Source organism: Paraburkholderia sp. BR10141 (assembly GCF_056155635.1).
Genome location: NZ_JBMIQH010000003.1, coordinates 168,455 through 190,518, shown reverse-complemented (window position 1 = coordinate 190,518; position 22,064 = coordinate 168,455). Strand labels below are relative to the sequence as shown.

General features: G+C 62.0%; 18 protein-coding genes and 2 pseudogenes. 11 read left to right on the top strand and 9 right to left on the bottom strand.

Translation table 11 applies throughout. From position 1 onward, the window contains the following. Positions 1-3 precede the first annotated feature (3 nt). Positions 4-2,163 carry an ATP-binding response regulator gene (locus tag ACOJB8_RS05585; protein ID WP_475011411.1) on the top strand — a complete coding sequence of 720 codons (2,160 nt, stop codon included), beginning with the start codon at positions 4-6 and terminating at the stop codon, positions 2,161-2,163. Between the two features lie 84 nt (positions 2,164-2,247). Here the strand turns inward: ACOJB8_RS05585 and ACOJB8_RS05580 are convergent, their stop codons facing one another. Then, a complete protein-coding gene (locus ACOJB8_RS05580) occupies positions 2,248-3,207 on the bottom strand; it encodes a hypothetical protein (protein ID WP_475011410.1) in 960 nt (319 codons plus the stop codon). Positions 3,208-3,551: 344 nt separating this feature from the next. On the opposite strand from ACOJB8_RS05580, the gene ACOJB8_RS05575 reads away from it, so the two are divergent. Next, positions 3,552-3,965: a hypothetical protein gene (locus ACOJB8_RS05575; RefSeq protein WP_475011407.1), complete on the top strand. Its 414-nt coding sequence runs from the start codon at positions 3,552-3,554 to the stop codon at positions 3,963-3,965. A 118-nt stretch (positions 3,966-4,083) separates the two neighbouring features. On the opposite strand, the gene ACOJB8_RS05570 is transcribed toward ACOJB8_RS05575, so the two are convergent. The 3 genes from ACOJB8_RS05570 to ACOJB8_RS05560 all read right to left on the bottom strand — a co-directional run bounded on the left by ACOJB8_RS05570 (position 4,084) and on the right by ACOJB8_RS05560 (position 6,722). Beyond that, the gene (locus ACOJB8_RS05570) at positions 4,084-5,352 is read right to left on the bottom strand and encodes an RNA polymerase sigma factor (RefSeq protein ID WP_475011406.1); all 1,269 of its coding nucleotides are present in this window, start codon (positions 5,350-5,352) and stop codon (positions 4,084-4,086) included. Beyond that, a complete protein-coding gene (locus ACOJB8_RS05565; RefSeq protein WP_069262408.1) occupies positions 5,349-5,720 on the bottom strand; it encodes a YciI family protein in 372 nt (123 codons plus the stop codon). The genes ACOJB8_RS05570 and ACOJB8_RS05565 overlap by 4 nt, the downstream gene beginning before the upstream one ends. Positions 5,721-6,038: 318 nt before the next feature. After that, the gene (locus ACOJB8_RS05560) at positions 6,039-6,722 is read right to left on the bottom strand and encodes a hypothetical protein (protein WP_475011403.1); all 684 of its coding nucleotides are present in this window, start codon (positions 6,720-6,722) and stop codon (positions 6,039-6,041) included. Positions 6,723-7,388: 666 nt separating this feature from the next. Here ACOJB8_RS05560 and ACOJB8_RS05555 point away from each other — a divergent pair. The 5 genes from ACOJB8_RS05555 to ACOJB8_RS05535 all read left to right on the top strand — a co-directional run bounded on the left by ACOJB8_RS05555 (position 7,389) and on the right by ACOJB8_RS05535 (position 11,892). Then, positions 7,389-7,649, top strand: coding sequence for a type II toxin-antitoxin system Phd/YefM family antitoxin (locus ACOJB8_RS05555; protein ID WP_069262059.1), 261 nt, complete (start codon positions 7,389-7,391; stop codon positions 7,647-7,649). A gap of 16 nt (positions 7,650-7,665) precedes the next feature. Further along, on the top strand, positions 7,666-7,911 hold the full coding sequence (locus ACOJB8_RS05550; RefSeq protein ID WP_069262407.1) for a Txe/YoeB family addiction module toxin: 246 nt from the start codon (positions 7,666-7,668) through the stop codon (positions 7,909-7,911). Between the two features lie 637 nt (positions 7,912-8,548). Then, on the top strand, positions 8,549-10,567 hold the full coding sequence (locus ACOJB8_RS05545; RefSeq protein ID WP_141710568.1) for a hypothetical protein: 2,019 nt from the start codon (positions 8,549-8,551) through the stop codon (positions 10,565-10,567). Next, positions 10,564-11,382, top strand: coding sequence for an immunity 49 family protein (locus ACOJB8_RS05540; RefSeq protein WP_475011401.1), 819 nt, complete (start codon positions 10,564-10,566; stop codon positions 11,380-11,382). The genes ACOJB8_RS05545 and ACOJB8_RS05540 overlap by 4 nt, the downstream gene beginning before the upstream one ends. Before the next feature lie 156 nt (positions 11,383-11,538). Further along, complete coding sequence (locus ACOJB8_RS05535; protein ID WP_475011399.1) at positions 11,539-11,892, top strand: HNH endonuclease; 354 nt, start codon at positions 11,539-11,541, stop codon at positions 11,890-11,892. Positions 11,893-12,033: 141 nt separating this feature from the next. Here the strand turns inward: ACOJB8_RS05535 and ACOJB8_RS05530 are convergent, their stop codons facing one another. Beyond that, positions 12,034-12,645, bottom strand: coding sequence for a 3'-5' exonuclease (locus ACOJB8_RS05530; protein WP_475011396.1), 612 nt, complete (start codon positions 12,643-12,645; stop codon positions 12,034-12,036). A 710-nt stretch (positions 12,646-13,355) separates the two neighbouring features. Here ACOJB8_RS05530 and ACOJB8_RS05525 point away from each other — a divergent pair. Next, positions 13,356-13,790, top strand: a pseudogene (locus ACOJB8_RS05525) (isocitrate/isopropylmalate family dehydrogenase); the annotation flags it as partial. A gap of 124 nt (positions 13,791-13,914) precedes the next feature. On the opposite strand, the gene ACOJB8_RS05520 reads toward ACOJB8_RS05525, so the two are convergent. The 4 genes from ACOJB8_RS05520 to ACOJB8_RS05505 form a co-directional block, all read right to left on the bottom strand. Further along, complete coding sequence (locus ACOJB8_RS05520; RefSeq protein WP_475011394.1) at positions 13,915-15,012, bottom strand: PAS domain-containing protein; 1,098 nt, start codon at positions 15,010-15,012, stop codon at positions 13,915-13,917. Positions 15,013-15,234: 222 nt separating this feature from the next. Then, positions 15,235-16,203, bottom strand: a complete 969-nt coding sequence (locus tag ACOJB8_RS05515; RefSeq protein WP_475011392.1) for a PDR/VanB family oxidoreductase — start codon at positions 16,201-16,203, stop codon at positions 15,235-15,237. An 80-nt stretch (positions 16,204-16,283) separates the two neighbouring features. Further along, entirely contained in the window at positions 16,284-17,744 is a 1,461-nt protein-coding gene (locus ACOJB8_RS05510; protein WP_368619646.1) for an NAD-dependent succinate-semialdehyde dehydrogenase, read from the bottom strand. Between the two features lie 9 nt (positions 17,745-17,753). Beyond that, positions 17,754-18,902 (bottom strand): aromatic ring-hydroxylating oxygenase subunit alpha, encoded by a 1,149-nt coding sequence (locus ACOJB8_RS05505; protein WP_069267194.1) that lies wholly within the window; start codon positions 18,900-18,902, stop codon positions 17,754-17,756. 397 nt (positions 18,903-19,299) lie between these two features. On the opposite strand from ACOJB8_RS05505, the gene ACOJB8_RS05500 reads away from it, so the two are divergent. The 3 genes and pseudogenes from ACOJB8_RS05500 to ACOJB8_RS05490 form a co-directional block, all read left to right on the top strand. Further along, positions 19,300-20,745 (top strand): purine-cytosine permease family protein, encoded by a 1,446-nt coding sequence (locus ACOJB8_RS05500; RefSeq protein ID WP_475011390.1) that lies wholly within the window; start codon positions 19,300-19,302, stop codon positions 20,743-20,745. Positions 20,746-20,778: 33 nt separating this feature from the next. Then, positions 20,779-21,921, top strand: a complete 1,143-nt coding sequence (locus tag ACOJB8_RS05495) for a porin (protein ID WP_475011644.1) — start codon at positions 20,779-20,781, stop codon at positions 21,919-21,921. Further along, a pseudogene (locus ACOJB8_RS05490) lies at positions 21,921-22,058 on the top strand (LysR family transcriptional regulator); the annotation flags it as partial. The gene ACOJB8_RS05495 and the pseudogene ACOJB8_RS05490, both read left to right, overlap by 1 nt. Positions 22,059-22,064: the final 6 nt, after the last annotated feature.

Genomic DNA, 22,064 nt, shown 5'->3' with positions numbered 1-22,064 from the left:
ACCATGGAAACGTATTCGCGGGAAGAGGGCGATCAGGTCAACATTCTTGTCGTCGACGATGTGCCTGAGCAGCACCTCGTTCTTCGCAGCATTCTCGAAGAACTCCGCGAGAACATCGTGGAGGTTTCATCCGGGCGGGCCGCACTTGCGGCCGTGCTCGAACAGGAATTCGCAGTCATCCTGCTGGATGTGAACATGCCAGGCATGGACGGACTGGAGACGGCGTCGATGATGCGCGCGTACCGGCGAACCAGGCAAACGCCCATTATCTTTGTCACCGCTTATGTGGATGAAAAGGAAATGTCGCGCGGCTATTCACTGGGCGCTGTCGACTATATATCCTCGCCTGTCGTTCCGGAGATACTGCGGGCGAAGGTCCGCGTTTTTGTCGACATGTACCGGATGCGCAACCAGCTACTCGCGCGCGCGGCCGAGCGCGAAGAACTTGCAAAGGTCGAGGCGCAGCGCGCGGCTGCCGAACAGGCGCGATACCGAGCCGACTTTCTTGCCCGCGCGAGTCAGGCGCTGACCCGCTCGCTGGAGGTCGACGATACCGTTGCGAGGATCGTTGAACTGCCCGTGCCCGCGCTCGCCGACCTCGCGGTTCTGGTGTTCACCGCGGGGGAAGGAGTGGCGCCGAAAACCGTTGCGTACATTTCGAACGCTGCGTACGCAGGCGCTCAAACCGAGGCGGCTGGCGTCCTGCTGCCGCGGACTTTGCCTTTGCAGGCACTCGAGGATCTGGTCAAAGAGTGCCTCTCGAAGGGCCTCCCGGCAACGCGCCAGATCGACGGGAGCCCGGTGCTGGCGTCCAGCCACGACGACGGCAGCGTTACCGGGATGCCCCTCGAACTGGACGCAATGACGGCCTGGCCGTTACTGGTTGACGCCGCCCAACCCTGCGTCATCGTGCTGGGCGTGCGCCACTCGATCGAACGCATCGACGAAGGGCCCGTGACGCGCGAGTTTGTGAGCCGTGCGGCAATCGCGCTCGAAAACGCCTTGCTTTTCTCGGCGATCCGCGATGGCGACCGGCGCAAAAATGAATTTCTGGCGATGCTTGCGCACGAACTGCGCAATCCGCTTGCGCCTATCGTCAATGCCGTGGCGGTGATGCGAAGTGCCAAGTCGACGGATCCCCACGTGCTGCGATGGGGTAGCGACATTATCGGAACGCAGGCGGAGCATCTCGTGCGCATTGTGGACGACCTCCTCGACGTCTCGCGAATTGCGCGCGGCGTGGTCACCCTTCGTACGGAATTCGTGCTGCTGTCGAACGTCATCGACCGGGCAATCGAGGCGAGCGGACCGCACTACAGCAGGCGTTCGCAAACCCTGATACGCGAAACTCCGGATGTCGACGTCGTGATCGAGGGTGACATCGTCAGGCTCTCGCAGATCGTGACAAACCTGCTCAACAACGCGTCCAAATTTACGTCGCCCGGGGAGCGCGTGTACATCTCGACAAAATATGACGGCGCGACAGCCTCGATTGTCGTCTCCGACGAAGGCGTTGGTATCGATCCCGCGTTTTTGCCACACGTTTTTGAACTCTTTGCACAGGGGCAGACTTCGCTGGACCGCAGCCAGGGAGGCCTCGGCATCGGCCTGACGCTCGTGCGCCATCTCACGGAAATGCATGGAGGCACGGTTCAGTGCGAGAGTGAGGGCCAGGGAAAAGGAAGCCGGTTTACCGTCCGCTTGCCGGCGCGCGCGGTTCAGCAGTTGACCAAAACACAGACGAATGTGGTTCCGATACGGCGCACTCAAGGCGCGCGCGTCCTGATCGTCGACGATATGACCGCGACAGCAGAAAGCCTTGAAGCATTTCTGCGCATACATGGGCATCAGGTTCAGCGTGCCTCTGATGGCCCCACAGCGCTCTTGCAAGCACGTGCATTTCTGCCGGAAGTCATTCTGCTAGATATCGGACTGCCTGGTATGTCAGGCTTCGAAGTCGCGCAGCATCTTCGTGCCGACGAAGCGTTGCCGCGCAGCCTGATTATTGCCATAAGCGGCTACAGCCAGGAGGACCATCGAAACCGCGCTTCCGATGCCGGTATCGATCATTACCTGGTCAAGCCGGCCGATCTCAACGTTCTGATCGGCATCATCGAAGACTACGGACAGTCGAAGACGCCTGGTAACGGCGCTTTCGCCTAAGCAATTGCAGGCGGCTGCTGAGTGATCCACGTGCCAGCCATGCAGGCAGAAGGTCCCGGCGCAGCAGCAGCGCGCGGCAAGCCCCTACGGTCGCGCCTGTTGGCGCCGGTATTCTTCCTGTTTCATCTCCATGTACTGCTGCCGGTCAATTTCGTGCAGTTGCCGTGGATATTGCTCGCTGGCACTGAACCAGTTACTCAGGCGCTGCTGCACGCGATTGTCCGGTAGGCTCGTCGGTTCGCCGAGATAGGCATCGATGGCCAGGTAGTAACGCATGGTATTGCGTTCCACCAGACCGCGCACCCCGTCGACGAATTTCGGCTCTGCCGCGGACGGTTCCGCGAGGTTGGTGAAGCCGACCTTGCCATGACCGAAAGTCGCGAGATAGCCCTTCATGGCGAGACGCCCGATTGCCCCGTAACTATACGCATAGGTCAGGTGCAGGAACGTGCGACCACTCCCGAGCGACACCGCTTCCAGAACGATCTGATAATCGCGGGTGTTCAGCGGCCCGCTATCGGAGTGCAGTTTTAGCCGGAAGTATCCCGGGCTGGTGGTTGCCGGTTCGTAATCGAATTGCAGACGGTAGGTGGACGCGAGTTCTTCAGCGACTTCCTCTTGACTGACGTATACGGTCAGCGTGTCGCCGCTGCTGCTGGCAGAGGCGTGGCAGTACTTGATATTGGGATGCAGGATCAAGACATCGCACCAGTTCCTCGGGCTCTGCGTCGGGTCATTAAATACATCACTGACGGTCCCGAATGGGTAGTCCAGCACAGCGTAGATTTCGCCCGTGACGGTTGAGGGGGACTCGCGGGAATCGAGATACAGCCTGCGATGAAACGCGGCATGGTCGAGTTGTGGTTTCAGGCTCTCGTAGGTGGCGCGCAAGCTGGTGGCATTGTCAGCTGGCTGAGCAGACAGCCCCGCGCACGGCAAATAGCTTGCCGCAAGAATGGTCAGCGTGCGCACTATCGTTCGCGCCAGCGTCGCGACGCGGTCTCTGCGAGACCGATGAATTTCGGATTCGATAAAATCGGACATAAGGGTCCTGGATCGGGATGGCCCACCATCCACGAATGTATGCTTGTTCGTCTGGTTCCGCGCAAGGGACATGCCTCGCGGGCGGTTGATAAAGACTCGATGTGGCCGGTCCGATGCGCCGCGCGATCGAGAACTATCTTGCGGCGAACGATCTCGCCATCGAGCCGGCACAACATCGCCCTGGCGCTCGATGAAACGGACGGCGAAGCCGTCGCCGCGCTCAACCTGTCCCGGTGAATGCGTTTTGCATAAACGTAGACTGGGTTCGTCGTATGGATCTACAGATTCGTGCGTAGATGCCGATAAAGAAGGGTTGGGCGAGAGATGGCAACGGAGTTCGGAGATTGGGCAGTGGTACTTTTTGTATCGACCCACCGTGGAAAGAGGAAGAAAACAAGGAGAAGACGAGAATGGATCGGGCGACTTTATCGCGGCTGCGTCAAACTATTGACGACCTGGAACGCTTGTCAGCGACGCTTCCCCATAAGAGTGAGGGAGTCATATTCCTCGCTCGGATCATTCATCAGTTGCAGATCCTTCAGGACACGGTCATTGCGGGAGATGCCCGCGAAACTGTATTTGTGTGCTCGGAGCAGATTGCGTCGATCGCCCGCTCGCGTGAGACGTTCGTGCGTGTTGCTGGCCTCGTGCTGTATGCCCAGGCCGTTGAGATTCTGACGGCGCTACAGAAGGAGGCGCACGTTTTCGCCGCCATTCAGCCGCAACATCACGGACCTGGCAAGATGATTCACGGGTGATCGACGCGCTTCCAACGGACAACGAGACGCAGCAGCTCGGCCATAGCGGACGGTCGGTGACCCGCGGCCGTGGGGCGGCTGCACGTTCCATTGCGGACGTTCGCATTGCCACGCGTCCCTAGCTGCCCGCCGATGCAAGTTCCAGTTTCTTGCGCTGCAGGAACCGGCGCACGGCCGGATCGCGCTCGAGGCCGATGGCGAGATCGTACGCGTCAAGCGCTTCGGTCGTAGCGCCGGCACGCGCGAGCAGATTGGCACGTGCGGCCCAGTATGGCTGGTAGTCAGTCAGCCGCGGATCGTCCGCATACGGCGCGAGCGCGTCGAGCGCCGCCTGTGGGCCGTCGCGTTCCGCCAGCGCCAGTGCGCGGTTCACCGCGATGACGGGCGAAGCTGCAATGGCGAGCAGCCCATCGTAAAGTTGCACGATCTCGTCCCAGTTCGGGCAATGCGATCGGCAGCGATGCACATGCGCCGACTGCAGCGCGGCCTCGAGTTGAAAGCGACCGATTGAATTTAACGCGTTCGCGCGCCGCAGCAGTACGTTGGCTGCGTCGATCATCGGTGCGTTCCATGTTGCCGGGTCCTGAGCCGATAGTGGCACGTAATCGCCGGCCGCATCGCGTCGGGCATCTCGCCGCGCCTGCGCAAACAGCATCAGCGCAAGCAGACCCAGCGTCTCCGGTTCCTCGGGCAGCAGTTCGACGAGCAATTGTGCAAGATACAGCGCCTCGTCGGCTAGATCGCGCCGTTCGGTATCACCGCCGACCGGGTCCGTCCAACCTTCCGCATACGCTGCATAGACAGCTTCAAGCACTGAGTCGAGCCGGCCGGGCAGTTCCTCACGCTCGGGCACGCTGAACGGAATGCCCGCTTCGCGGATCTTGGTCTTCGCGCGCACGAGGCGCTTGCTCATGGCGGCGGGAGACATCAGAAACGCGGATGCAATCGTCTTCGCTTCCAGGCCCAGCACGACCTGCAGCATCAGCGGCGTGCGAATTGCGGCCTCGAGTGCAGGGTGAGTGCACGCGAAGAGCAGCGCGAGCCGCCGGTCGGGCAACGCGCCGGGTTCACACTCGTCGATCTCTTCCGCGAGGATCGCGAGCTGGTTCACCACTGCGTCGCCGACATGGCGATGGCGTGCGCCATCTATCGCCCGGCGGCGCGCAACGGTCAACAGCCAGGCTTCGGGGCTCGCGGGGCAGCCCTGCTCCGGCCAGTCCGTGAGCGCCGCCGCAAACGCGTCGGCGAGTGCGTCCTCGGCCGCGGCGACGTCGCGCGTGCGCATCGCCAACAGCGCGACGAGCTTGCCATAACTGCGGCGCGCGACGGCCTCGGCAATGGGATGTGCGGCGGCGTCAGCGTGACGGCCGCCGCCGGACTGGCTCATGCAGCAGATGGCGCATCGTACGGAGCGGTCCAGACCGGGCGCACTTCCATGATGCCGTGCGCCGCGCCTGGACACCGCGACGCCCACGCCATTGCCGCGTCCAGGTTGGGTACGTCGATCAGGTAGTAGCCCGCGAGCTGCTCCTTCGAATCGGAGTACGGTCCGTCGAGCACCTGCGGCTTGCCGTCGACCAGCCGCACGGTCGTGGCCGTATTCGTGTGCTGCAGCCGGTTGGCACCCACCAGCGCCCCCGCTTTCTGGAGCGATTCCGTGTATGCGTGATAGGCGGCGACGCCTTGCTGTCGCTCGCTGTCGGTCATCTGGTTCCAGCTGTTTTCTTCCGAATAGATCATCAACAGGTATTCCATTTGAGCCTCCGTCATGGGGTTGAGGCGGATGAGTTCCATCGTCCCGCCATCATAATGACGCTCTCGCGTCATGCTGACGGACAAGGCGCATCAAATAAATCGCGGAGGGCAGATGTCAAGCGGCAGCAGCAAGAGGTCGATGAATCAATGCAACTAACGGCCCGTCAGTTTCGATTGCACGCAGCGCGGAGAACGCCAGGTGATCTCTCGATGCGTCATGCGGTGACCAGATCGAGCGATTGGCGGGAATGTCGCACGACGTGCCGCTGCGCGAAACGAAGCGCAGAGAGCGAATCTCTGCGCAGTTTATATGCAGTATCAACTGAGAATGGGTGGCAATTCCCGTCGTGGCGAGTTTGGCAGGACCTTCGGTTGCATCGGTTTCGTCTCGACGATGAGGCGATGATGCGGCACTGGATGAGCGGCGGCAGTTGCGAGCGAACGTCGCGAGCCGTCACTGTGCGGCGGCATCTTTGCCGCCAGGCGCGCGCCAGCGACCGGCTTGTGCCGGGTGTTGTCCTTACTGTTGCCGGTTGAAGCGCGATGCGGCGGCGCGTCCGTTGTCGTTCGCGCGACAGTACTCGGCGCATGCCAAACGTTTGCGTGACGGCCATAGCTGAACGCGTGATGCGATCCACCCTCCGGCGCGTGTGCGGCAGCAACCGGCTCGTGCCGAACGTTGCGGACAATCTGCCCGGTCACGACATGACCTGTATGGTTCCCGGAGTCTTTCGGCCAAAGCCCGAGCATCGCTGCCCCCGCCTTGAGTGCTCCGTCGTCATCCTGGTCTTTATGATCGCCCGACGGCGGCGCAGGGCGGGCTGCCGCGGCGCGCGGTACGGCGCCCGCAGGCTGGCAAACACATGCGTTGCCCGCAGCCGCACCGACCGAGATCTGACCTGTTGCCTCGGTCCGTTTCGCGACGATGCCGTGACACACATCCGGCGGCATCGATTGTTCGCGATACTCGACGGAGGCCGCGGCCGCCGTCGTCACACTCATTACCGCAACTGCCATTACCACTGCCATTGTCGCGCGCACGACATGTCCCCTTGTTTGATTTTTGCGCCACCCGGGCGGCGATTATACCTATCTGGCATCAGAGGCCGGCAAGCGCTTTTGAAGCAAAAAAAAGGGCGCATTCCCTGTCGACTTGCCTGAACGGGAGTGAGTTGTTGGTGGGCTCGTACAGTTCGATCGTCATCTCGCCCGGGGAGAAGCGACACGGCGCCGTGCCAGCGTCCGGTTCCGCTGGCGGGCCCTGATCCCAAGCGCCCAGATTGCCGGCGCGCGCGGCAGTGCTGATGGGCGCCAACCATCGAAGGCCTTGCTTCCGCCCACCGTGCAACTAACGGTCCCCTCCACCGACACCCCTAACCGCCGGTTCCCGGCGCATTACTTCAGCCGGCAGGGCAGGTGGCGCGCTCGGTCGCTTGCCTCTGGCTGTCATGGGCGTCTCGAGCGTCGATGGTCGACGTCCTTGCATTTTCCGAGGAAGGTGCAGCTGGCAGGTGTTGCCGCGTGATTTTGCGTCTCATGCGCTCCAATGTACTCGTCGGAGGAAGCTGGCGATGCGTGCAGCAGGATATGTACAAGTACTTGTACATGAATGAGGCGCGTGGTAGACTTGTACGATATTTGGTACAAATCTGCCTCGAAGGAGGATGCATGCGCACGATTCCCTTTTCGGACGCCCGCGCGAATCTGAAGCGCGTCATTGACCAGGTAGTGGATGACGTAGACGTTACGCTCATTACCCGGCGGGACGCACCCAACGCGATCGTCATGTCTCAGGAGCATTACGACAGTTTGATGGAAACGGTCCACCTGCTGCGCTCCCCGGCCAACGTAGCCCATTTGGAGCGCTCAATCGCGCAGGCAAGGTCGGGCAAGGTCAAGTCCCGCAAGCTGGTCGAAGACAGCGAATGAGCGCGCCTTGAACATCATGTGGACCGCCGAGGCATGGGACGACTATGTCTACTGGCAGGGGCAGGATAGAAAGACGTTAAAGCGGATCAATCAACTCATCAAGGATACGCAGCGCTCCCCGTTTGAGGGCATTGGCAAGCCCGAGCCATTGAAGGAAAACCTGACGGGTTTCTGGTCACGCCGGATCGATGAGACGAATCGTCTGGTGTACGAAATAGACCGCGCGCAGATCAACATCATTTCGTGTCGCTACCACTACTGATCGACGCCAGCGTCCAGCTGCATTGCGAGGCTGCCCGAATTCTCCAGGCATGCCTGCCGGCCCATCCCGGACGCGAACCGGTAAGCGGTAGATCGGAGCGCATTTGACCTGCAAGCTGTCTTTTTGCTGATCTGGGGCACTTCTGCTGGGGAGCGTCGCTTCGCTTTGCGGTCGAAGCATTCGCGTCCAGGAAAGGGCAGCCGCCCATCAGTACGCGCATGCGCCTGCGTGCCGTTGACCAGGACCGGTCACCTGACGGCGCGATGCCTGCATGCAGGCATGCTGAAGGCGAGGCCGGTCAGTGCTTGAGGCGACATTCCCATGCATGACGAGCCCCAGCCGGGACTCATCGGATCGACACCACATCGCCGTCTCCCGGCTATCACCTGCGTGGCGAAAGCGGCGATCCCTGCGCTTCAATTTACAGGCTGCCGGGCGCGCACATATGCCAGCAGCGCGAGACGGTTCCGGCGTTTTGGAAGAGCTGGGGGCGCGTTAATGCTCCTTCGGTTGACAGTCGATCTGTAGTGTCGAAAGTAGCGAGACTATATCGCTGGAGGTTTGCAGAATGCCTGCAAGGTCGTAGATCAACCAGCAGAGTGGTATCTATGCCGGCGATGGTGGCTTTAATGTCCAGGTGGGCAACCATACGCAGCTCGACGGCGGCGTGATTGCGAGCACGGCGACGCAGGACAAAAATACGCTGTCGACCCAGACCTTCGGGTACACGAATCTCCAGAACACCGCGGATTATTCGGGTTCGACGGTGGGCCTGAGCGTCAGTGGATCGATGGGCAAGAGTACGCCGCAGGGCACGGGCTTTAGCGCACCAGTCTCTCCCAATGGTGTGGCCGGAGCGAGTCCGAACCAGCTCGGGCCCGCGGGCCTGGGCGTGGCGGGTGTGAGCAGCAGCCAGTCCGGGACGACGTATGCAGCGGTGAGCCCTGGCACGATCACCGTGCGCGGCGACGCGGGTACGGGCCACGACAGTACCGCTGGACTGAGCCGTGACGCCGCGAGCGCGAACGACGGTGCGGTGAAGAACACGTTCGATGCGCAGAAGGTGCAGAACGACATGAGCGTCCAGCAGGGGGCGGTGCAGGTCGGGATGCAGGTGGTGGGGGACGTTGCGACGGCGCTGGAAGACCAGGCGAATGCGAAGCTCACAAAGGCAACAGAAGCCAAAGACGCTGCGCAAAAGGCAGGAGATACGCAGGCCGAAGCGCAGGCACAGGCCGATATCGATTCGGCGAAGCAGCAGCTCGCGCTGTGGGGCAACGACGGGGCGGCGCGCATCGGGTCTCACGCGATTGTGGCGGGCGTGGGCGCCGCGCTGGGTGGCGGCAGTGTCGCGGGCGCGGTTGGCGGAACGATTGCGGGGGACATTGCGGGCAACGCGGCAGCGCAGGCGCTCGATAACACCCCCGGAGGCAGGCTGCTATCGAACGTGATTTCGGGCGTCGCAGGCGCGGTGGCGGGCGGTGCGCTGGGGGGTACTGCCGGCGTGATGAGCGGGGCGAATGGGGCGCTGGGAGCGGATCTGTACAACCGGCAGTTGCATCCAGATGAGCGCGCACTGATCAAGAAGCTGGCGCAGCAGAAAGCCGAGCAGACCTGCAATGGTGACGCTACCTGTATATCGACAGCGACAACCCTGTGGTCCGACTTGCTTGAGCGTGTGGCCGAAGGACAAGTCGACGATGCCGCCAACGCCAAGAACATGGGGTATCTCCAGAATATCTTGCAGACAGCGACTGTGCAGAATAGCCAAGGGGCGCTGGGCGGTGTTGACGCGTATCTTAAGAACTTGCAAACCGCGCAAGATATGCTGGCTCCGTACATGGGCAAGCCGATTATGGTCGGCGGCGCTCCGATCATGGCTGACGGAGGTGTGGAAACCTACTTCAGTGCCACGCCAGCGCAGCGCGCGGATCAGTACACCAACTACATCCTCCGGACACAGGCTCCTGGACCTGTCGTGCCGGGGATGGACTTGCGCGATCAAAACCGGCTCGATTACCTTGCTACCCTGAACGGTTCAGCGCAGCCCGAATACACCTTGGAGCAATTGGTGTTTGGGGGCGCACTGACCAACAAAGTGATCGGTACGGTTGGGCGCGCTCTAGGGGCACTCGACGCGACGCTCGCTGGCGATGTGGTTGCCTCGCAGGGAGGTAACATCGCGGCCAGCCAGGTCACGAACCAGGGTATGACACTGCCGCTGTCGGCTGCGGAACGTGCAATGCTTTCTCAACTCGACAACTTGCCGAACACGACCTTGCAGGGTGACGCGCGCGAATTTGTCGTGAACAACTATTTCGCACGCAATGGTTACACGCAGCTCGACGGAAAATGTGGCGTCAATTGCTTTGACGGAGTCTATGTGAAGGGCGACACGGTCTACATCAACGAGGTCAAGCCACTCAATTCGAACGGGTCGATCAAGCTCAATGGGCCTTCCGGATCCTTGCCAACGCAGATGACAGATGATTGGGTGACCGGCGCAATCGATCGCCTGCGGCAAACGGGTGATGCTGCTGCGACGCAAACCGCAGATATTATTCAAGCGGCAAAAGATAACGGTAAGCTTGTTAAGTTGGTTACCGGCGTTGATAGCCAAGGGGCAACCGTTGTCAAGCTCGGGGGAGCAAAATGATTGAATTAAGCCGTGAGCAAAAGCTTCTCAATGTCCTCGGCGCAGAGGAGAAGGCAAGCCATCGTCAAATCGAGTGGTTCATGCATCGTCGAAAGACAGCCAGCTTAGGCAGCATTCTTTGCGGCCTTGCGGGGTACGCGCGAAACAGCGCTATTCATGCCTATTTCATCGAGCGTGACCTCGAGAAATGTAAGCAGAATTTCTATCTGGCGTCCAAGCTCGTTCTAGCGAGCGTGGGGCAGAATGGAGGCGCTTCTTTCGAGGTTGGAAGAGACATTCAGATTGCACTGCTATCTGACTGCGAGGAGATAGTTAAAGAAATCGCTTGCCTAGAAACGGCGGATTTGGTAAGAGACCGCAACAATCCGCTCAACAGCCGGTTCCATGTTTACATGTTGCAAATGGCTATCCGCGGCGAGGACCAAACGGTTCATGCCATGATCGAGAAGATCGCAAAGCATGGCCGAAATCCGCTGCGAGCAGAATGTGCCGAAGGCCGTGATTTCTTTTCACTTTTGCTCAAGGGCGATAAGGAAGGGCTAGGAGATCTAATCCAGAAGAAGCACGCCTTTATTAAAGGAAGTGGCGATGTGGCAGAGGAGTTCATGTCATACCGCGGCACCTTGGAGAGCAAACTGTGCTGGTATCGCGGCGTCCGTGTGGAGATCGAACATCCTTTAGTTCCCGTGGAGTTGATGCCCGTCCGTCCGCTAGCTCACTACGACAACGTCTACGATTTTCTCAAGCCAGGGTGGGTGCCGCCACCGCAAGGCTTCCTCGGCAAGCTATCTCGGCTGTTCAGCAACAACACTTGACCTGTACAACCGGCAGCTGTATCCGAACGAGCAGCAAAAACTCGCGCGAAGGGACAGACGCCCGAGGAGCCGCAACGTCTGGCGGATGCGGCGTGCTATCTGTTGCAGTGCGCGGCGGGGCTGTCTGACGTTAACCCGGCCAAAGCGAATGCACTGATGTCGCAGCAGCGCTGGCGGGTTGCGGCGTCCTTGAAGGACAGCGATGAGGCACGCCGACGCAGACTCGACGTTGCGCCTGCTTATCCAGAAACCGTACTGGTCGCCACACGCGCCTACAGGCGGAACGCCGACGTGATTGCGGCCGTACTTGTCCGGGCGGCGGGTATCTGTCAAGGATGCGGCAGTGAGGCGCCGTTCAGGCGGCCAGACGGGACGCCATATCTGGAAGTGCATCACGTGAAGCCGCTTGCACAAGGCGGAACAGGCACCGTTGCAAATGCTATTGCCCTGTGTCCGAACTGCCATCGGGAGCGGCACCACGGTCCAAGTTCTTCTGGGATGAACGGTTGAATCGCGGTGTAGATTCCCGCGCCGCGGGACGCCTTCGCGCAATTGCGTCATCAAGACGACAGTGACAGTGCCTCTGGAAGGTCTCCCTGGCCGCCCCCCGACGGATAGTGGGGGCGGTCCAGGTGGTTCGGCGCTGTGGGCTCAGTCGTTGGACAGCGAACCCAGAAATGTCGCCACCTTCGCCTTGCTGGTTTTCTGCAATCGAGCCATGACGGCGTGATCGAGTCCCTTCAGCCCGTAAGTTTGAGCGATATCGTGCTGCAATCGGCACCACAGATGGCTGGCGACCTCAGCGTCAACCATCGCCCGGTGAGCACGACCCGATTTCGGTAACCGAAGCATCTCCGCCAAACTGGACAGGCGGTGACTCAGGGCGCCTGGGTAGATCCGCCTGGCGACGAGCATCGTGCAAGCAAATGAATGCTCCGCTGGCACTCCAAGAAGCCCCAGTTCTGCCTGCCAAAACCGCTTGTCGAAACCGGCGTTGTGGGCAACCACGGGATGGTTTCCAACAAACGCTGCAGCTTCCCTCATGACTTTCGATACAGGAGGAGCCGACGCGATCATGTCGTTCGTGATGCCGGTGAGAGCAATGACATCGGACGGGATGCGCCGTCCTGCGTTCATCAGGCTCTGGTAACGATCAACAATCTGACCGTCACGCAGGAGGATGACGGCAATCTCGGTAGCGCGGTCGCCCAGATTCGGCGAAAGCCCGGTTGTTTCGAAGTCGAGTACCGCGACGGTTTGCATGTTTCTTTCGTTCACTAATCAGTTGATGCTGCACTACGCACGCTTCCCCAAAACCTGACGAGCCGCCCAGGCAAGACGCCCCTATCCCGATGCCTGGCTGCATGGAGAACACCCCTGTACAAAGCCAAACGGAGCTTTTCGTTCTTTCTTGCCGTCAAGCTGATAGCGCCTTTGCTTGTTCGCCGGGCCGCCGCTCAGGCCAGCTCGCCAACCAACGACACACTCAGAGCCTGAATTTTCAGGGTATTGGTGGCGGGCGCCCGGATCCGGAGGCGTCGAATGAAGGGCGTATTCTACGCCTCGTGAACCGCCATCTTTTATATCGGCTCTCACGCCGTCGCGAGTTACAGGGGCGAACGCGGAGGGTCGACAGATGCAAACGCCTGGACCGACGCGAAGCGCAGGCGCTGCGCCTTCATCTCGCTGGCGTTGAGGATTGCGGGTTCACCGGCACCGGGCAGGCCGACAGGTTCAGCGGAGGGCGGGGCGCGGGACCGCATCCGGCGATTTTTGAAATCGCGTAGTTTTTTTGATAAACAGACGCCTTGTGATAAGAAAACTTATCCAAATAGCAATGAAGCACCACACCTTTCACCCAATTCTTCGCACCCCGTGTTCAACGCCTCCACACGGCAGGTGCTAATTTCCGCCACGCTTGCAGCTATCGAGCGCGCACCCATTCTGGCGCGCCGCGCAACGGAGAACGCGACATGGGCAAGACATTCAAAATCGCCGCCATCGCCGGCGACGGTATCGACCAGGAAGTGATGCCCGAGGGCGTGCGCGTGGTCGAGGCGGCGGCCGTGAAGTTCGGCCTGAAGCTCGAAATTAGCCATTTCGACCGGGCAAGCTGCGACTACTTCCTTCAGCACGGCAAGATGATGCCCGACGACTGGTTCGCCACGCTCGAGGGTTTCGACGCGATCTATTTCGGCGCGGTCGGCTGGCCCGACAAGGTGCCCGATCACATTTCCCTGTGGGGTTCGCTACTGAAGTTCCGCCGCGAGTTCGACCAGTACGTGAACCTGCGCCCGGTGCGTCTGCTGCCCGGCGTGCCGTGCCCGCTCGCCAACCGCAGGCCCGGCGACATCGACTTTCTCGCACGACGCGATCATGCAGGCCATCGAAAAGGTGCTGGTGGAAGGCCCGCGCACGCCAGACATGGGCGGCACGGCGAACACCACGGAGATCGGCAGGGCAGTCGCCGCCGCGCTTTAAGCGCAAAGGCGTGGGATGTTCCCGCTGGACACCCCGGTACTGCTCACGCACTCAGTGCGGCGCGGCCCCCGTTGCCGCGTTTTCTTCCGCGCACGGCTGTGCAGCCGCGGAGGCGCCTGCCGCCATATCGGCTGGCTGCGCGGCGCGGCACAGTGCCGTGAGCCACACGTCCTCGCCATGCGGTGCCACGCGCGCGTAGCCTTGCTCCACCACCAGCCGCCACGTATCGTCGGGCAGCGCCGCCCGATACAGCACGCGATAGTCGCCGCGGTGCGCGAGCGCTTCGTTCACGGCCGCTTCGCGCGCCGCGCGGTCATCCGGGTGAATGTGCCGCGAAAGCTCGACATAGTGGCGCGGCGCGTGCGCCGGCTCGACGCCGAACAGGCGACACCATTCGTCCGAAACGATCAGCTCGTCCTGCGCTCGCAGCCAGCGCCAGGCGCCGAAGCCCGCAATGCGCGCGGCATCGTTGAGCAGTTGCAGCCGCCGTTGCTCTGCGGATTCCACTTCCTTGCGCGCGCTGATGTCAATGGTGGTGCCCACCACGCGCACCGGGCGCCCCGCGTCGTCCAGCAGCGTGGCGACGCGCGACTCGATCCAGCGGATCTGCCCGTCCGGCAAGATGATGCGGAAGTCCCACACGCGCGGCGCCGTGCTCGCGACCAACTCTCTAAGCGTCTCGTCGTTCAGCCAGATCGAATCCTCGGGATGGAGGATTTCCCAGAATTCGGCGTTGCTGTGAATCTCGCGGCCATAAAGCTTCGCGCAGTTGCTCGAATAGATCAGCTCGTCGGTGACGAGATTCCATTCCCACGTGACGATGCCCGCCAGTTCCTGCGCCTGCTTCATGCGCGCCTCGTTCGACATGATCTCGGCGGTGTAGCGGCGGCGCAGATCGGTCATCGGCAGTTCGGTATTGCCCGCGATGCCGAGGTCTTTCACGGCATCGTCGCCGTAGCGCAGCCAGACCCAGTTTACGTCGAGAAACGCTGCGAGGCGGCGCAGGTTCGAATAGTCGATCTCGCCGCCGCGCGTCCACTTGTGCACGGCGGGGCGTGAAATGCCGACGGCGTCGGCGACTTGCTGCAGGCTCAGCTTCTTGTGCTCGAGCAGCACTTTCAGACGGAACGCGAACGTATCCTCGGACATCCATTTCCCTCTGTGACGAATCTCGCGCGGTCGAAAGAATCAAGCGCAAAAGGGCGGCATACACCCCAAGGCCGCCGATCGGGGCCGGGAGTATGCCGCCTCTGATGAATGGGGCGCGCGGCCCCGACGTTTCGTCTGCTCCGTAATTCCCGCTAGTTTAACGGATCGGCAAGCGGGCCGTTCCGGACGGACGTCTCACGGTGTCCCGCCTACGCAGCCGGCCTAGAGGTCGATCACGAGGCGCGGCGTGCGCGCTCGCGACACGCACAGCAAAATAGTCTTCTGCGCGGCTTTCTCGTCGTCGTCCAGATATTGGTCGCGGTGATCCGCCTCGCCTTCGAGGATGGGGACTTCGCAGGTGCCGCACACGCCTTCGCGGCACAGCGACTCCACCGTCACGCCCGCGCGCTCGATAGCCTTGAGGATGGTCTCGTCTTCGCCCACCTCGAGTTCGATGCCGGACTTCGCCAGTACGACCGTGAACGCCTTGCCGCCCGTGTCCGTCGCGGCGAACTGCTCCGAGTGCAACTGCGCCTTCGGCCAGCCCAACAGCGCGGCGTTCGCGTAGACCGCGTCGTTGAGGCCTTGCGGGCCGCAGACGTAGACATGCGCGTCGCCGGGCAGATTGTGAAAGAGCTTGAAGAGATCGAGCTTCTGACCTTCGCTGTCGATATAGCAGTGCACGTTCGCCGCGTGGCGGCCGGTCTTCAACTCGTCGACGAAGGCGCCGTGCTCGGGGCTGCGGTACGCGTAGTGCAGCTCCAGCTCGACATCCTCGGGGCGATGCTCGGCCAGTTGCGCGAGAAAGGGCGTAATGCCGATGCCTCCCGCGATGAACACATGCCGCTTGGGGCCGTGTGTGTTCGCGAGTTCGAACAGATTGGCGGGCGAGCCGATCGCGAGCCGCGTGCCTGCCTCGACCTTGTCGTGCATGAAGGCTGAGCCGCCGCGCGAATCCTCTTCGCGGCGCACGGCGATCTGATACTGGCGCGTGTCGTGCGGCGAACTCAGGAGCGAATACGCATTGTGGTGCCAATGCTCGCCGTCCTGCATCGAGACGAGCACGTGGGCGCCGCCGCTGAATTCAGGCAGCGGGGCGCCATCGGGCAGCGCGAGCGTGAAGCGCTTGATGAGCGGAGTGAGTTGTTCGACGGCGACGACGTCGACAGTGATCGATTCGCGGGCGTTCATGTTGACTTCCTTGACTTCTGAATCCGGAAAAAGCAGCGGATGCGGCACGGTCCGCATCCGCTCGAAGCTGGGCGCCCGCCTTAGCGCGTGACACCCGCCATGCAGAGGTACTTGATCGACAGATAGTCTTCGATCCCGTACTTCGAGCCTTCGCGGCCGATGCCCGACTGCTTCACGCCGCCGAACGGCGCGACCTCGTTGGAGATCAGGCCCGTGTTGATACCGACGATGCCGTACTCCAGCTGCTCGGCCACGCGCCAGATGCGGCCGATGTCGCGGCTGTAGAAGTACGCGGCGAGGCCATAGATCGAATCGTTCGCGAGCTGCACGACTTCCGCGTCGCTCGAAAAGCGCACGATGGGGGCGACCGGCCCGAAGATTTCCTCGGCGAGCACGGCCATGCCGGGTTTCGCATCGGCGAGCACGGTGGGCGCGTAGAAGTTGCCGCCGCGTGCATGCGGCGCGCCGCCTGTGACTACGTGCGCGCCTTGCGCAACGGCGTCGCGCACGAGGCCGTCGACCTTGTCGCGTGCCGCTTCGGTAATGAGCGGGCCGATGTTCACGCCTTCGGCGAAACCGTCGTCGACCTTGAAGGCGCTCACGCGCTCGGCAAAGCGGCGGCAGAACTCGTCGTACAGGGCATCGTGCACGTAGAAGCGGTTCGCGCACACGCAGGTCTGGCCGGCGTTGCGGTACTTCGACAGCAGGGCGCCTTCGATGGCGGCGTCCAGATCCGCATCGTCGAACACGATGAATGGCGCGTTGCCGCCCAGCTCCAGCGAGACCTTCTTGACCGTGTCCGAGCACTGGCGCATCAGGAGGCGGCCTACTTCGGTCGAGCCCGTGAACGTGAGCTTCCTGACGAGCGGGCTCGACGTCATTTCGAGGCCGATCTCGCGCGACTTGCCCGTGACGATGTTGATCACGCCGGCCGGAATGCCTGCCTGTTCCGCCAGTGCCGCGAGTGCGAACGCGGAAAGCGGCGTCTCGTTGGCGGGCTTGATGACGATGGTGCAGCCGGCGGCCAGCGCCGGTGCGGCCTTGCGGGTGATCATCGCGGCCGGGAAATTCCACGGCGTGATGGCGGCGCACACGCCGATCGGCTCTTTCGTCACGACGAGGCGCTGGTCCGGGTTCGGGCTCGGGATCACGTCGCCGTCGATGCGCTTGCCCTGCTCAGCGAACCACTCGATGAACGAGGCTGCGTAGCCGATCTCGCCGCGTGCTTCCGCGAGCGGCTTGCCTTGCTCGCGCGTCATGATCTGGGCCAGCGCTTCCTGATTCGCCATCATGAGCTCGAACCAGTTGCGCAACAGGCGCGCGCGCTCCTTCGCGGTGGTGGCGCGCCAGGCCGGGAAGGCGCGGTGCGCGGCTTCGATGGCCGTGCGTGCTTCCGGCGCGCCCATGTTCGGCACGTTCGCGATGCGCTCGCCGGTGGAGGGGTTGTGGACCTCGAGCGTGGCGCCGTCGTCGGCGCCGCGCCACTGGCCGTCGATATAGGCCTGCTCGCGCAGCAGGCCGTGATGTTGAAGTTTCGTCATGCCGGCCTCTTAGTCCTGATACTGCTGCGCGAGCAGATTGTGGAAGTGCGCGATGCCGTGCTCGCTGATGCCGCTGCGCTGCTTGTCGACCATGATGCGGCCCTGGCCGCGATAGCCACGCGACTTAAGGCCTTTCTGCACGCTTTCCACGAGGCGCAGGTCTTCCGGGCGGAACACGGTGCGATACCACTCGATCAGCTTTTGCTGCTCTTCCGTCGGTTCGTCGTTCAGGAAGTAGATGTCGTAGTGCTGGAGCGTGACTTCGGCGCTCATCGGGAATTCATAGATGACCGTCATGAAGTCGCTGCCCGGCGGCACGTTGAACATCGTGCATGGCCACGCCCAGTAGCCGCTGAAGCTCGGGTCCTTCACGGACGGATCGAGCTTGAACGAGCGCTCCGACGATTGCGCATGACCGAATTGCACCGTCCAGTTGCCGTGCAGCGTGTGCGTGTACTGGTCGATCTTCACGGAGTCCGAGAAGCCGGGATGAGCCGGGCCGCAGTGGTAGCACTCCAGATAGTTATCGACGATCGACTTCCAGTTGGCCGGCGTTTCGGTCACGAAGCGGGCAGCCAGCTTGAGGTCGTCGATCACCGGGCAAGCCTTGCGCAGGCTGGCTTCGAGGCCCGGCAGCTGCGCTTCCACGCCTTGTGCGTCCGGGTTCAGGTTGATGAACACGAAGCCTGCGTATTCCTCCACGCGCACCGGCACGAGCGTGGAGTTCTCCTTGTCGAACGACTCCACGTGATCGCAGTTGTTGGCGTGCGCGAGCGCGCCGTCGAGCTTGAACGCCCAGGCGTGGTACGGGCAGGTGATGACGTTCTTCGCCTTGCCGCTGCCTTCGAGCAGTTGGTGGCCACGGTGCGGGCAGACGTTATAGAAGGCGCGCAGGACGCTGTCCTTGCCGCGCACGAGCAGAATGTTTTCGCCCACCACCTCGCGCGTCACATAGGCGTTCGTCTCGGCCAGCTCGCTGCGGTGCGCGACGCAGATCCACGCGTTCTCGAAGATCTTCTGTTCTTCCGACTTGTAAACCGCCTCGGAGGTGTAGTAGCTCGCCGGGATGGTCCAGGCGAGTTCCGGGTTGGCGCAGAAGTCGGCCGGAAGTTTCGGCTGTTCGGGTGTCTTGTGGAATTCGATCGGGAGGTAGGTCATGGGGTCCGCCGCACTGGGATTGGTTAACTAGAAGTTACGATGAAACTATAAGTTAACGAAAATATAAGTGAAATTTCGGCGGCAGTGGATCAGGGTTATCCCTTGACGTTGTCGGAGATGGCTCTTCGTTGATGCGCGGGGCCTATTCTTGTTCTTGTAAATCAACGTCCATTGACGTTTGGCAAAGCAAATCGATTTCTCCCCGGGCGTCAATAGGAGGATGCGATAGTGCGACGAATCTCTCTACGGTGCGTAACATTGTTAACTGATGGTTTTAGATTAACCGCAGGATAACCGCGCCGTGTCTGGAAACTGGAACCTCTGGTATCGGGGCCGGCGTGGAAAGCGCAGCCGCGTCATGCGGGGCCGCGCGAGCCACCCCACAACTGGAGGAGACATGTCCCAAGAGGCAATAGCCGAAGCGCTGGCCAACGAGCCGTCGCGCGCCAAATCCCGTATCGAATCACGCTCGATCGACTACGTGCCGCTCGCCGAACGCAAGGGCCGGGCGTGGCACCTGTGGCCGGTATGGTTCACGGGCGATGCCAATCTCGCGACCATCGCGGCCGGTGCGATCGGCATCAGCATGGGCGGCAACCTGCTGTGGAGTGCGATCGCCATCGTGCTCGGCAACGTGCTCGGCACTTTCTTCATGGCGTTCCATTCGAGCCAGGGCCCGCAGCTCGGGCTGCCCCAGATGATCCAGTCGCGCCCGCAGTTCGGCTATATGGGCGCGTTGCTCGTGTGGGTGGTCGCGCTCGTCACCTATATCGGCTACAACTCGTTCAACCAGCTGATGGCGGGGCAGACCGCGCATCATCTGCTGGGCACGGAACCGCATCTGAGCTACATCGTCTTCACCGTGATTGCGGTCGCGCTCGCGGTATTCGGCTACGACCTGATCCACAAGGCGCAGCGCTGGCTCGCGTTCGCGCTGCTCGCCGCGCTCACGATCTTCAGCATCGGCATATGCGTGAAAGTGCCGTTCCCCGCGGGCCAGCTGAGCTTCGCCGGCTTCAAGACCACGCCGTTCCTCGTCCAGCTCTTCTCGGCGGCGGCTTATCAGCTTTCGTGGTCGATCTACGTTTCGGACTACTCGCGGTACTTGCCGCCCAATACCGGTGTGCGTGCCACCTTCTGGTGGACTTTCCTTGGCGCGTTCATCGGCGGCGTCTGGATGATGCTGGTGGGCACTGCCGCGGCGGCGCTCAACGCGCAGATCGAGATTTCCGATGCGGTTCAGCGCGCGGGAGACATGATCTTTCCGGGCTTCGGCACGGTCACGCTGCTGCTTTCGCTGCTGGGGCTGCTCGCCATTACCGGCCTGAACTTCTACGGCGCGTCGCTCACGCTGCTCAGCATCACCGACTCGTTCAAGCCGCTCAAGTCGAACGCGACCAAGCGCGTGGTGAGCCTCATCGTGGTAGCGCTCACGGCGACATCGCTCGCGTTCGCGGCGTCGGACAACTTCATGGGCAAGTTCGGCGATTTCCTCGGCATTCTCGGTTACCTGTTCACGCCGTGGACCGCGATCAACCTGGTCGACTTCTTCATCGTGCGTCACTCGCATTACTCGGTGCGCGAGATCTTCAACCCGCGCGGCATTTACGGCCGCTGGAACTGGCGCGGCCTGACCGCCTACGCGGTGGGCTTCGTCGCGATGATCCCGTTCTTCAAGACGGAGCTTTACACCGGCCCGGTCGCCAATGCGCTTGGCGGCACCGACATCGCGATGCTCGTGGGCCTGCCCGTTGCCGCGCTGGTTTATCTGTGGACCTGCCGCTCGCTCGACATTGAAAAAGAACGCCAACTCGTGCGCGAAGCCGACCGCGGCCTGAACTGACTGCGCCACCACAGCGACTACAACATGAAATCGATGAATACAATGCGGCTTGCCGCACTGCATGTGGCTGCGCTCGCGCTCGCCGCGCTTCCGGTGGCAGCCCGTGCACAAAGCAGCGTCACGCTCTACGGCGTGCTCGACGCGGGCGTCACCTACGTGAGCAACGCCGGCGGTTCGTATCAGGTGAAGTTCGACGACGGCGTTTCGTACGGAAACCGCTGGGGCCTGCGCGGAACCGAGGATCTGGGCGGCGGCCTGAAGGCCGTCTTCAAGCTGGAGAGCGGCTTTCACATTGGCAACGGGCAGCTCACGAACGGAGGATCGCTTTTTGGCCGCCAGGCTTATGTAGGTCTGCAAAACAACTGGGGTACGCTCACGTTCGGCAACCAGATCGACATGACCCAGGAGTTCGTCTACCTGTACAACGCCTCGTCATGGGCGAGTGGCTACGCCATCAACCAGGGCGACTTCGACCGCATGAACGGCGACCATCTGCCGAACGCCGTGAAGTTCATGTCGAACACGTTCGGCGGATTCCAGTTCGGCGGCATGTACTCGTTCAGCAATACCCCGGGGGACTTCCATACGGGCAGCGCGTGGAGCGTGGGCGCGCAGTATCAGCACGGCGCGTTTTCGATGGGCACGGCCTATACGCAGTTGAACAACCCGTCGGGCATCTACGCGTTCGACCCGTACAACATGATCGGCGTGCGCACGTTCTTCGGCAGGCCGACCGTGAGCGTCGATCCCGCCACGGGCGCCGTCAGCTCGCTCTATGCCAACACGCCATTCCCCGTGGACAAGCAGGGCGCCTTCGGCGTCGGCGCGAGCTACGTAGTCGACAAGGTCACGCTGATGGGCGCGTTCACGTACACGCAGATCAAGGCGTTCGGCGAAAGCGAGCACATGCAGGTCGCCGAGGGCGGCGCGAACTGGCAGATCACGCCGGCGGCAAGTCTCGTGGGCGGCTATCAGTACACGCACTTCGACGGCCATCACTGGAACCAGCTCTCGGCGGCGATGCATTACCTGCTTTCGAAGAGCACGGACGTCTACATCTCGGGCGACTGGCTGAAGGCGTCGGAAGGCGTGGATGCGGTGATCGGCTACAGCTTCACGCCGTCTTCCACGACCACGCAGGCCGATGTGCGCATCGGCCTGCACCATACGTTCTGATGAAGCCAGCTGCCAACCCGGAACTGGACGACCTGCGAGTCTTCTGCACGGTCGCCCGCAAGTCGAGCTTCAGTGCGGCCGCCGACGCGCTCTCCGCCTCGGCGGCAGTTGTGAGCAAGCGCGTCGGGATACTCGAAGCTGTG

Coding starts and splice junctions, on each gene's coding strand:
- ACOJB8_RS05500 (WP_475011390.1), top strand. CDS start 19,300: ATGTCCCAAGAGGCAATAGCCGAAGCGCTGGCCAACGAGCCGTCGCGC.
- ACOJB8_RS05510 (WP_368619646.1), bottom strand. CDS start 17,744: ATGACGAAACTTCAACATCACGGCCTGCTGCGCGAGCAGGCCTATATC.
- ACOJB8_RS05515 (WP_475011392.1), bottom strand. CDS start 16,203: ATGAACGCCCGCGAATCGATCACTGTCGACGTCGTCGCCGTCGAACAA.
- ACOJB8_RS05550 (WP_069262407.1), top strand. CDS start 7,666: ATGTGGACCGCCGAGGCATGGGACGACTATGTCTACTGGCAGGGGCAG.
- ACOJB8_RS05530 (WP_475011396.1), bottom strand. CDS start 12,645: ATGCAAACCGTCGCGGTACTCGACTTCGAAACAACCGGGCTTTCGCCG.
- ACOJB8_RS05520 (WP_475011394.1), bottom strand. CDS start 15,012: ATGTCCGAGGATACGTTCGCGTTCCGTCTGAAAGTGCTGCTCGAGCAC.
- ACOJB8_RS05540 (WP_475011401.1), top strand. CDS start 10,564: ATGATTGAATTAAGCCGTGAGCAAAAGCTTCTCAATGTCCTCGGCGCA.
- ACOJB8_RS05495 (WP_475011644.1), top strand. CDS start 20,779: ATGAATACAATGCGGCTTGCCGCACTGCATGTGGCTGCGCTCGCGCTC.
- ACOJB8_RS05560 (WP_475011403.1), bottom strand. CDS start 6,722: ATGAGTGTGACGACGGCGGCCGCGGCCTCCGTCGAGTATCGCGAACAA.
- ACOJB8_RS05570 (WP_475011406.1), bottom strand. CDS start 5,352: ATGAGCCAGTCCGGCGGCGGCCGTCACGCTGACGCCGCCGCACATCCC.
- ACOJB8_RS05555 (WP_069262059.1), top strand. CDS start 7,389: ATGCGCACGATTCCCTTTTCGGACGCCCGCGCGAATCTGAAGCGCGTC.
- ACOJB8_RS05580 (WP_475011410.1), bottom strand. CDS start 3,207: ATGTCCGATTTTATCGAATCCGAAATTCATCGGTCTCGCAGAGACCGC.
- ACOJB8_RS05565 (WP_069262408.1), bottom strand. CDS start 5,720: ATGGAATACCTGTTGATGATCTATTCGGAAGAAAACAGCTGGAACCAG.
- ACOJB8_RS05505 (WP_069267194.1), bottom strand. CDS start 18,902: ATGACCTACCTCCCGATCGAATTCCACAAGACACCCGAACAGCCGAAA.
- ACOJB8_RS05585 (WP_475011411.1), top strand. CDS start 4: ATGGAAACGTATTCGCGGGAAGAGGGCGATCAGGTCAACATTCTTGTC.
- ACOJB8_RS05535 (WP_475011399.1), top strand. CDS start 11,539: ATGTCGCAGCAGCGCTGGCGGGTTGCGGCGTCCTTGAAGGACAGCGAT.